9 protein-coding genes are annotated in these 8709 nt (G+C 59.9%); 3 read left to right on the top strand and 6 right to left on the bottom strand.

Annotation, left to right across the window (positions count from 1 at the left end):
- Window positions 1-74: 74 nt before the first annotated feature.
- Together ssuD and msuE are read right to left on the bottom strand one after the other, a co-directional pair.
- Window positions 75-1214: an FMNH2-dependent alkanesulfonate monooxygenase gene (gene ssuD, locus NUV89_RS25105; RefSeq protein WP_257783443.1), complete on the bottom strand. Its 1140-nt coding sequence runs from the start codon at window positions 1212-1214 to the stop codon at window positions 75-77.
- Window positions 1215-1223: 9 nt separating this feature from the next.
- Window positions 1224-1787, bottom strand: coding sequence for an FMN reductase (gene msuE, locus NUV89_RS25100; protein ID WP_257783442.1), 564 nt, complete (start codon window positions 1785-1787; stop codon window positions 1224-1226).
- A 399-nt stretch (window positions 1788-2186) separates the two neighbouring features.
- Between msuE and NUV89_RS25095 the strand changes: the two genes are divergently transcribed.
- The 3 genes from NUV89_RS25095 (at window position 2187) to NUV89_RS25085 (ending at window position 5708) form a co-directional block, all read left to right on the top strand.
- Entirely contained in the window at window positions 2187-2456 is a 270-nt protein-coding gene (locus NUV89_RS25095; RefSeq protein ID WP_257783441.1) for a hypothetical protein, read from the top strand.
- Between the two features lie 233 nt (window positions 2457-2689).
- Window positions 2690-3850 (top strand): cysteine desulfurase family protein, encoded by a 1161-nt coding sequence (locus NUV89_RS25090; protein ID WP_257783440.1) that lies wholly within the window; start codon window positions 2690-2692, stop codon window positions 3848-3850.
- Between the two features lie 49 nt (window positions 3851-3899).
- Complete coding sequence (locus tag NUV89_RS25085) at window positions 3900-5708, top strand: aminopeptidase P family protein (RefSeq protein ID WP_257783439.1); 1809 nt, start codon at window positions 3900-3902, stop codon at window positions 5706-5708.
- Here NUV89_RS25085 and NUV89_RS25080 read toward each other — a convergent pair.
- The 4 genes from NUV89_RS25080 to rhtA all read right to left on the bottom strand — a co-directional run bounded on the left by NUV89_RS25080 (window position 5701) and on the right by rhtA (window position 8502).
- Window positions 5701-6294, bottom strand: coding sequence for a 2-hydroxychromene-2-carboxylate isomerase (locus tag NUV89_RS25080; protein WP_257783438.1), 594 nt, complete (start codon window positions 6292-6294; stop codon window positions 5701-5703). The genes NUV89_RS25085 and NUV89_RS25080 overlap by 8 nt on opposite strands.
- A gap of 31 nt (window positions 6295-6325) precedes the next feature.
- Window positions 6326-7057, bottom strand: a complete 732-nt coding sequence (locus NUV89_RS25075; RefSeq protein WP_257783437.1) for an SDR family oxidoreductase — start codon at window positions 7055-7057, stop codon at window positions 6326-6328.
- 111 nt (window positions 7058-7168) lie between these two features.
- Window positions 7169-7450 carry a hypothetical protein gene (locus NUV89_RS25070; protein ID WP_016980214.1) on the bottom strand — a complete coding sequence of 94 codons (282 nt, stop codon included), beginning with the start codon at window positions 7448-7450 and terminating at the stop codon, window positions 7169-7171.
- 164 nt (window positions 7451-7614) lie between these two features.
- Window positions 7615-8502, bottom strand: a complete 888-nt coding sequence (gene rhtA / locus NUV89_RS25065) for a threonine/homoserine exporter RhtA (protein WP_257783436.1) — start codon at window positions 8500-8502, stop codon at window positions 7615-7617.
- Window positions 8503-8709 lie beyond the last annotated feature (207 nt).

Here is an 8709-nt window from a genome sequence, read left to right as displayed (position 1 = left end):
AGTCGGTGAATTTGTATCTGACTGACCGTATTCGCGAGCAAGCCCGCTCCCACATAAAGCAGATCTCACTAACGTCAGGCTTTGGCCGGCAACACATCGTTGGCAATCATTTCGCCAAACGGCCCGGTAAGGTTGGTGATGCCGCGCCCGGCTAGGCTGGCGTACGGCTCCGGCAGCAACGGGAACACCAGTTCGGCAAAGCGGTAGGCCTCTTCCAAGTGCGGGTAGCCGGAGAAAATGAAGCTCTCGATCCCCAGGTCAGCGTATTCCTTGATGCGCGCGGCCACTTGCTGCGGGTTGCCCACCAGCGCGGTGCCGGCGCCGCCGCGCACCAGGCCGACACCGGCCCACAGGTTGGGGGCGATCTCCAGGTTGTCGCGGCGCCCGTCATGCAGCGCGGCCATGCGGCGCTGGCCTTCGGAGTCAAAACGCGAGAAGGACTTTTGCGCGGCGGCGATGGTTTCATCGCTGATGTGTTCGATCAGTTTGTCGGCGGCTTTCCAGGCGTCTTCCTCGGTCTCGCGCACGATCACATGCAGGCGAATGCCGAATTTCACCGTGCGGCCATGGCGGGCGGCGCGCTCACGCACATCGGCGAGTTTTTCGGCGACGGCGGCGGGCGGCTCGCCCCAGGTCAGGTACACATCCACCTGTTCGGCGGCGAGGTCGTGGGCGGCGTCTGAGGAACCGCCGAAGTACAGCGGCGGATACGGCTTCTGCACCGGTGGGTAAAGGGCCTTGGCATTCTGCACCCGCAGGTGTTTGCCTTCGAAATCTACCGATTCGCCCTGCAACACGCGGCGCCAGATCTGGAGGAATTCGTCGGAGACTTCGTAGCGTTCGCTGTGGTCGAGGAAACTGCCGTCGCCACGGTTTTCGTCGGGGTCGCCGCCGGTCACCACGTTAATCAGCAACCGGCCGTTGGACAGGCGGTCCAGGGTGGCGGCCATGCGTGCGGAAACGGTGGGCGAAATGATGCCCGGACGGACCGCCACCAGGTAACGCAGGCGTTCGGTGAGCGGTACCAGCGCCGAGGCGATAACCCAGGAGTCTTCGCACGAGCGTCCGGTAGGAATCAGCACACCGTAGTAACCGAGGCTGTCAGCGGCTTGCGCAACTTGCTTCAGGTAGTTGAGGGTGACGGGCCGCGCACCTTGGGTGGTGCCCAGGTAATGACCGTCGCCGTGGGTCGGCAGAAACCAGAAAACATCCATGACAAATCCTTAAGCGATTTTCAGCAGAGAGGGGGAGTGCGCAGCGAACAAAGGCGCTGCGCGTTCTGCCGCAAGGCGGATACGGCCCTTCAAGGGCTCACTGGTTATTTGGTAATCGGTGAAATCGGCCTCGGTGGCGTACACGCCGATCGGCAAGGTCAGGGCCTGGAAGAAGCTGAACAGCGGGCGCAGTTGGTGATCGAGGACCAGCGCGTGGCGTTCACTGCCGCCGGTCGCGGCTAACAGCACGGGGGTGTCGATCAAGGCGTTGAGGCCGACCAGATCGAACAGATGCTTGAGCAACCCAGGGTAGGAACCGCGATAGACCGGCGCCGCTACGATCAGCAGGTCGGCCTGTTCGATGGCCAACAGTTGCTTTTCGACCTCGGCGGGTAATTCGTCGCGGGACAGCGCCCCGCCCAAAGGTCGGGCAATGTCGCCCAGTTCGATCAAGGTGGTCTGGATCGGCAGCAAGGCGGCCAGTTCAGCCAGCACCGCTTGGGTCAAGACGAGGGTACGGGACGGGCGCCAGGTTCCGCCGGAGAGGGCAACGACATTCAGGGGACGGGTCATGAACAGTTCCTTTTTCAACAGGGGGTCGTAGCAAGTAGGTGCAACGTGTTGAGCAAGAGCTGTACCAATGGCTGCGGGCCTTGATTGGCGTGGGCTGTAGGCTCGAGGCGGAAAACCGCGGGTGTTGCCTGCCTGCTGAATTGTTGAATGGCTGTTGCCTGGGCAACAGTTGCGTGGCGAACAGTTCCGGTCGGGTGTGTGGCCATTTATAGAGGGTTAGGTTTATTCCGTAAATGAACGTATTTCCATATTTATAGACCATAAAGAAATATATAAGGGCGGCTATAGAAGGTGTCGCGATGGCTGATAGCGACTATCACGGGAGGTGATTTTTCACTGTGAAGGTGCGGGAGTAGCCTGTGTCCATTGACTCGAAACCTACTTCGCAGAGCCCTCGCCATGCACCGATTGCTAACTGTTTGCTTGTTGCTTGTCACCGCCGTCCTCGCTGGATGTGCGACCCATCCGTCCCCTGAGTTGCGTCCTTACACGGCCGACGAAAGCAAACAGTTGGCGCTGGAAGCGTTGAACCGTCGCGGTTTGTCGTTTGATGAATACCAACAGCAGCGGGCCGCGCTGACTGGCCAGCCACAGAAGCCGTTCGGCTTTGATCGCAGCGGCGAGATGAACGCCGAACGCAGCGTGACCCTGCAGGGTCGTCCCAGTTGAGTACGGCATTGGCCGTGAAGAGCCCGAGGTTTTCCTTCAGGAACCTCGGGCTTTTTGTTTTCCATGGCATGACTTCAGCCTGTTAAGCTGAATTTCAGGAGCGTTCCTACGCACATTTACCTAAAGTGGTCCTTTTTTAATGGCATTCGATCGGTTAAACCTGACGACCTCTGTCCTGGTCGATGCCCCTGAGACGCTGCTCTCGGGAACCTGCTCTGCGAGTCTTTAATGTCATGAATAAACGTCCGTTGTATTTCGACTACGCCGCCACCACGCCGGTGGATGAGCGGGTTATCCAGGTCATGGTTGAGTGTCTGGGTTTCAACGCCAATTTCGGCAACCCTGCGTCCAGTTCCCACGCGTTCGGCCAAGCGGCCCGGCAAACGGTTGAACAGGCGCGCCGCCAGGTGGCCGAGCTGGTCGGTGCCCAGGCTGAGCAGATCGTCTGGACTTCCGGTGCCACCGAATCCAACAACCTCGCCATCAAGGGCGTGGCCCAGGCGCGGGGCGTGGCGGGTGGGCATATCATCACCAGCCAGATCGAGCACAAGGCCACGCTGGACACCGCGCGGCAACTGCAGGAAGCCGGCGTGGCCGTGACTTACCTGGTGCCGGACGCCGATGGACTGATTACTGCCGACGCGGTGAGCGAAGCGTTGCGTGAAGACACCTTCCTGGTGTCGTTGATGTTGGTGAACAACGAGTTGGGCACTCTCAACGACATCCAGGGCATTGGCGCGCGGGTGCGTGAGCATGGCGCGTTGTTGCATGTGGATGCCGCGCAAGGGGCGGGCAAGGTGGCAATCGACCTGGCTGAATGGCCGGTGGACCTGATGTCGTTTTCCGCGCACAAACTGTACGGCCCCAAGGGCATCGGCGCGTTGTACGTCGGGCCGCGGGCGCAGCAGAAGGTGTTGGCGCAGATCCACGGCGGCGGTCACGAAGGCGGTTTGCGCTCCGGTACCCTGGCGACCCATCAGATTGCTGGCATGGGCACGGCCTTCGCCCTGGCGGCGGCGTCATTCGTTGAAGAGAAGGCCGTCATCGTGGCTTTGCGCCAGCGCCTGCTGGATCAATTGGAAGGCGTTGCGGGTGTGCGCCTCAATGGCAGCGCGACGCAGCGGATTCCCCATACCCTGAGCCTCACGTTCGGCGAGGGCGAATTCAATACAGCAGCGTTGAGCGCGGGGCTCGCGTTTTCGGCGACCTCGGCGTGTAACTCGGCAAGCAACGCGCCGTCCCACGTCCTGCTGGCGTTGGGGCATGACGCGCGCAGTGCCGGCCGTACCATTCGCTTGAGCCTGGGGCGGTTTACTACCGAGCAGGATATCGACCAAGCTGCACAGTTAATCAAGGCGGCACTGGCCAGCGCACCGGCGTTCTGGGCGGTCTGATCCATTTTTCGCAACACATAACAATTATTCGTGGTTAGCAGGAGACACAATGAGTACGCAGCCCTTGACCCGTGGAACGGTGCCCCAGCGCCTGGCGCAGACCCGCGAACTGATGCGCCGCGAGGGCATTCATGCCCTGCTGGTGCCTTCAGCCGACCCGCACTTGTCCGAGTATTTGCCGGGCTACTGGCAGGGGCGCCAATGGTTGTCGGGGTTTCACGGCTCGGTGGGCACGCTGATTGTCACTGCGGATTTCGCCGGGGTATGGGCCGATAGCCGCTATTGGGAACAGGCAACCAAGGAACTCAAGGGCAGTGGTATCGAGTTGGTGAAGCTACAGCCGGGCCAACCTGGGCCGCTGGAATGGCTGGCCGAGCAAACACCGGAAGGTGGTGTGGTGGCGGTGGATGGCGCAGTAATGGCCGTGGCTTCGGCGCGTACCCTGGGTGGGAAACTAGCGGAGCGCGGTGCACGTCTGCGTACCGATATCGACCTGCTGAACGAGGTCTGGCAAGACCGCCCGACGTTGCCCAACCAGCCGATCTATCAACACCTGCCGCCCCAGGCCACTGTCAGCCGTGGCGAGAAGCTCGCCGCACTGCGCGCCAGCCTGAAAGAGAAGGGGGCCGACTGGCACTTTATCGCCACCCTGGATGACATCGCATGGCTGTTCAACCTGCGTGGCGCCGATGTGTCGTTTAACCCGGTGTTTGTTTCCTTCGCGTTGATAAATCAGCAGCACGCCACGTTGTTTGTGGCGCTGAGCAAAGTCGATGCAGCGCTACGCGCAGTGCTGGAGCAGGATGGCGTCAGCCTGCGTGATTACAGCGAAGTAGCGGATGCATTGCGCGCAGTGCCAGCGGGCGCCAGTGTGCAGGTCGATCCGGCACGCGTCACGGCGGGCCTGCTGGAGAACCTTGATAGTGGCGTCAAGCTCGTGGAAGGGCTGAATCCGACCACGCTGGCCAAGTCGCGCAAGAGCCTGGCGGACGCGGAACACATCCGTCAGGCCATGGAGCAGGACGGTGCGGCGTTGTGTGAATTCTTTACTTGGCTGGAAGGTGCGTTGGGCCGTGAACGTATCACCGAGCTGACTATTGATGAGCAACTGACTGCTGCGCGTACCCGTCGTCCGGGTTATGTGTCGCTGAGTTTCAATACCATCGCTGCGTACAATGCCAACGGGGCGATGCCGCACTACCATGCCACCGAAGAAGAGCATGCGCTGATCGAAGGTGATGGCTTGTTGCTGATCGACTCGGGTGGCCAGTACCTGGGCGGCACCACGGACATCACGCGGATGGTGCCGGTCGGTACGCCGAGTGACGAGCAGAAGCGCGATTGCACGCGGGTGCTCAAGGGCGTGATCGCCTTGTCCCGTGCGCATTTCCCCAAGGGCATCCTGTCGCCATTGCTGGACGCCATCGCCCGCGCGCCGATCTGGGCCGAGGGTGTGGACTACGGCCACGGCACAGGCCACGGTGTAGGTTATTTCCTCAACGTGCATGAAGGCCCGCAGGTGATCGCCTACCAGGCCGTGGCCGCGCCGCAAACAGCGATGCAGCCGGGCATGATTACGTCGATCGAGCCGGGTACTTATCGTCCAGGGCGTTGGGGCGTGCGTATCGAGAACCTGGTATTGAACCGTGAAGCGGGCAAGACCGAGTTTGGTGAGTTCCTCAAGTTTGAAACCCTGACCCTGTGCCCGATCGACACGCGCTGCCTGGAACCGTTGCTGCTGACGGCGGACGAGCGGGAGTGGTTCAACGCCTACCATGCTGAAGTACGCGAGCGCCTGAGCCCGTTGCTCAGTGGCGCTGCGCTTGAATGGTTGCAGGTGCGTACGGCGGCTATTTGAGCAGGGCTTCGCGCACAAATTCCAGACGGTCCTGACCGAAGAACAGCTGATTGCCTACAAACAGGCTGGGTGCGCCGAACACGCCGCGTTGAATGGCTTGTTCGGTCTTGTCCTTGAGGGCGGTCTTGACGCTTTCGTCATTGGCGAGGGCCAAGACCTCCTCAGGATCAAAGCCGTGTTCGGTGAGTACTCTGGCGACGACGGCGGGATCGCCGAGGTGAAGGCCGTCTACCCAGAGGGCGCGAAACAGGCAATCGACAAAGCCGTCGAAGCGTTCAGGCTGGCGCATTTGGATACCGGTGACTGCACGCATCAGCACCAGGGTGTTGATCGGGAAGTGCGGGTTGAACCTGAGGGTTACCTGGTAGCGCTGGGCGTATCGAGCCAGGTCGTCGAACATGTAGCGACCCTTTGCAGGGACGGCGATGGGGGAGGCATTGCCGGTGGCTTTGAACACCCCGCCTAACAGCATGGGCTGGTACACCAGTTGGGCTGCGGTTTCGGCGCACAGTGCGGGGAGTTGGGTATATGCCAGATAGCTGGCGGGGCTGCCGAGGTCGAAGAAGAACTCCAGGGTTTTATTCATGGCTGATGCTCTCTGCTTATTGTTATGGGGCTTACCAGGGTTCATTCCAGGGGCGCAGATCCAGTTCAAATGTCCAGGCGTCGCGTGGCTGGCTGTGCAGGTACCAATAGTTGTCGGCAATGTGCTCGGGGTTGAGAATGCCGTCCTGGTCCTTGAGGGCGTATTTTTGCGGGAAATTGTCGCGAATAAAGTCGGTGTCGATGGCACCATCGACCACCACATGGGCGACGTGGATATTTTTCGGGCCCAGTTCCCTCGCCATGCTCTGCGCGAGCGCGCGAATGCCGTGCTTGGCCCCGGCGAATGCGGCAAAGCCTGCGCCACCCCGTAATCCTGCGGTAGCACCGGTGAACAGGATTGTGCCTCGGTTGCGGGTGACCATGCGCTTGGCGACTTCGCGTGCATTCAGGAACCCTGAAAAACAGGCCATCTCCCAGATCTTGAAATACTTGCGTGCGGTTTCTTCGAGGATGCTGCAGGGGACGTTGGCGCCGATGTTGAAGACGAACGCTTCAATGGGCCCCAGCTCGGTTTCAATCTGTTCGACCAATGCGATCACATCGTCTTCTTTGCGTGCATCGCAGGCAAAGCCATGGGCTTCGCCGCCTGCGAATCGGATGCTGTCTACCAGGGGCTGCAATTTGTCTGCGCTGCGGCGGGTGACACAGGCGACATAGCCTTCGCGGGCAAAGCGTTTGGCAATGGCGCCACCGGTGGCATCACCAGCACCCACTACCAATACGATTTTCTTGTTGTGCGTCATGGGAACTCCGTTGGCTCGATAGTCGAGCAGGAGTCTAGACGCAGTGCCGCCAAGGGCTGGGTTTGTCGCGGGAATTAAATGCGAGCAGTCGGTGGTTGACTGCTCGGGCGATTATTTGCAAATGACGATCATACTGCGACTGGTGTAGCCGGCAGGGTTAAGGCCGAAGGGGTAGTCCCCTGGTTCCTCGGAGTTGTCACCGGACTTGGCGATAACCCGGTAGCCTTTTGCGCCGCAGGAGTTGGTAGCACTGGTGTAGCACTGGTCCCAGGAGGACGACAGGCCCGAACAGTTGATATGCAGCCCTTTTTTGCCCCGTTTTACTTCTGTCTTGGTGGTCGCGGCACAGCCAGCAATGGCCATGACCATTAACAGTATCAAAATTCGCTTCATTCCTATCCTTAATAGCCACTTCGCAGTACTTGAAGTTGGCTCTGCTCGCTCTCGAGTGTAGCGTTCGCGCTGTCCCTGTCGAAAATCTCCATGAATGACATTCGTTTACAGCATAAACATGGCCTAAATGAGCGGCAAATACCAGAGCTACCTGCAAAGATGCCTCAATCCGCCGCAACCAGTGGTTTTGATTCGTTGCGCATTGTCAGCGTGGCACCGACGGAGGCCAGGATGATGCAGGTGATGGCCAGCCATTGTGCCAGGGACAGGTGTTCTTGCAGGAATAACAGGCCAGAGAGTGCGCCGAATGCGGGTTCAATACTCATGAGGGTGCCGAAGGTGCGGGCGGGGAGGCGTGTCAGTGCAACCATCTCCAAGGTGTAGGGCAAGGCCGTGGACAGAATGGCGACACCGATGGCGACTGGGATCAGGGTGGGGGTCAGCAATGCAGCGCCGGCATGGACAATACCAATTGGCGCGATAAACAAGGCGGCGATCATCACACCCAATGCGGCGGTCTGGACGCCGTTGTCGTTGCCGGCTTTTTGGCCGAACAGGATATAGAGTGCCCAGCAGACGCCAGCGCCCAGGGCATAGGCGGCGCCGATCAAGTCGATGCCGTGGCTGGCCTCTCCCATGGGGATCAATAGCAGCAGTCCGATGATTGCCAGGCCAATCCACAGGAAGTCGACGGCTCGTCGCGATGCGTAGATGGCTACGGCGAGCGGCCCGGTGAACTCTAGCGCTACGGCAATACCCAGGGGGACTGTGCGCAACGACATATAGAACAGAAAGTTCATACCCCCCAGCGCGATGCCGTAGATGACCACGGTACGCAGCGACTTTGCCGTCAGCTTGGCACGCCATGGCCGCAATAGAAGCAGCATGATCACGCTGGCGAAAACCAGGCGCAGGGTTGTGGTGCCCTGCGCTCCGACTGTAGGAAACATGCTTTTGGCCAGTGAGGCGCCGGATTGAATAGACGCCATGGCGATCAGCAGCAGGCCGACAGGAAACAATGCCGAGGCCAGGCTACGGGAGGAGGTGGTCATTGGGGTGTTCGTCCGAGGTCATATATAGAGAAGCATTGGGCGCTATGATGCTTAACTGTTTGAGGCTGAGCAATATATTGCTCAGTTTTCTTGGTTTGCTTCTTCTATATAGAGGGAGTTTGGTTTTTTCGGCTTGTTTGATAGAAAAACCAAATTAACGGTTGACGGCAGATTTCAGATGTCTATAATTCGCCCCACTTCCGGCGC

Origin of the sequence: Pseudomonas sp. 18.1.10 (genome assembly GCF_024655625.1) — a bacterium.
Classification (GTDB): Bacteria; Pseudomonadota; Gammaproteobacteria; order Pseudomonadales; family Pseudomonadaceae; genus Aquipseudomonas.
Note: the sequence above shows the minus strand (reverse complement) of the source record. Positions and strands in the feature narration are given on the sequence as shown.

What these genes read in the sequence shown, in the direction of transcription:
- ssuD (WP_257783443.1), bottom strand. Translation starts at nt 1,214, where the DNA reads ATGGATGTTTTCTGGTTTCTGCCGACCCACGGCGACGGTCATTACCTG.
- msuE (WP_257783442.1), bottom strand. Translation starts at nt 1,787, where the DNA reads ATGACCCGTCCCCTGAATGTCGTTGCCCTCTCCGGCGGAACCTGGCGC.
- NUV89_RS25095 (WP_257783441.1), top strand. Translation starts at nt 2,187, where the DNA reads ATGCACCGATTGCTAACTGTTTGCTTGTTGCTTGTCACCGCCGTCCTC.
- NUV89_RS25090 (WP_257783440.1), top strand. Translation starts at nt 2,690, where the DNA reads ATGAATAAACGTCCGTTGTATTTCGACTACGCCGCCACCACGCCGGTG.
- NUV89_RS25085 (WP_257783439.1), top strand. Translation starts at nt 3,900, where the DNA reads ATGAGTACGCAGCCCTTGACCCGTGGAACGGTGCCCCAGCGCCTGGCG.
- NUV89_RS25080 (WP_257783438.1), bottom strand. Translation starts at nt 6,294, where the DNA reads ATGAATAAAACCCTGGAGTTCTTCTTCGACCTCGGCAGCCCCGCCAGC.
- NUV89_RS25075 (WP_257783437.1), bottom strand. Translation starts at nt 7,057, where the DNA reads ATGACGCACAACAAGAAAATCGTATTGGTAGTGGGTGCTGGTGATGCC.
- NUV89_RS25070 (WP_016980214.1), bottom strand. Translation starts at nt 7,450, where the DNA reads ATGAAGCGAATTTTGATACTGTTAATGGTCATGGCCATTGCTGGCTGT.
- rhtA (WP_257783436.1), bottom strand. Translation starts at nt 8,502, where the DNA reads ATGACCACCTCCTCCCGTAGCCTGGCCTCGGCATTGTTTCCTGTCGGC.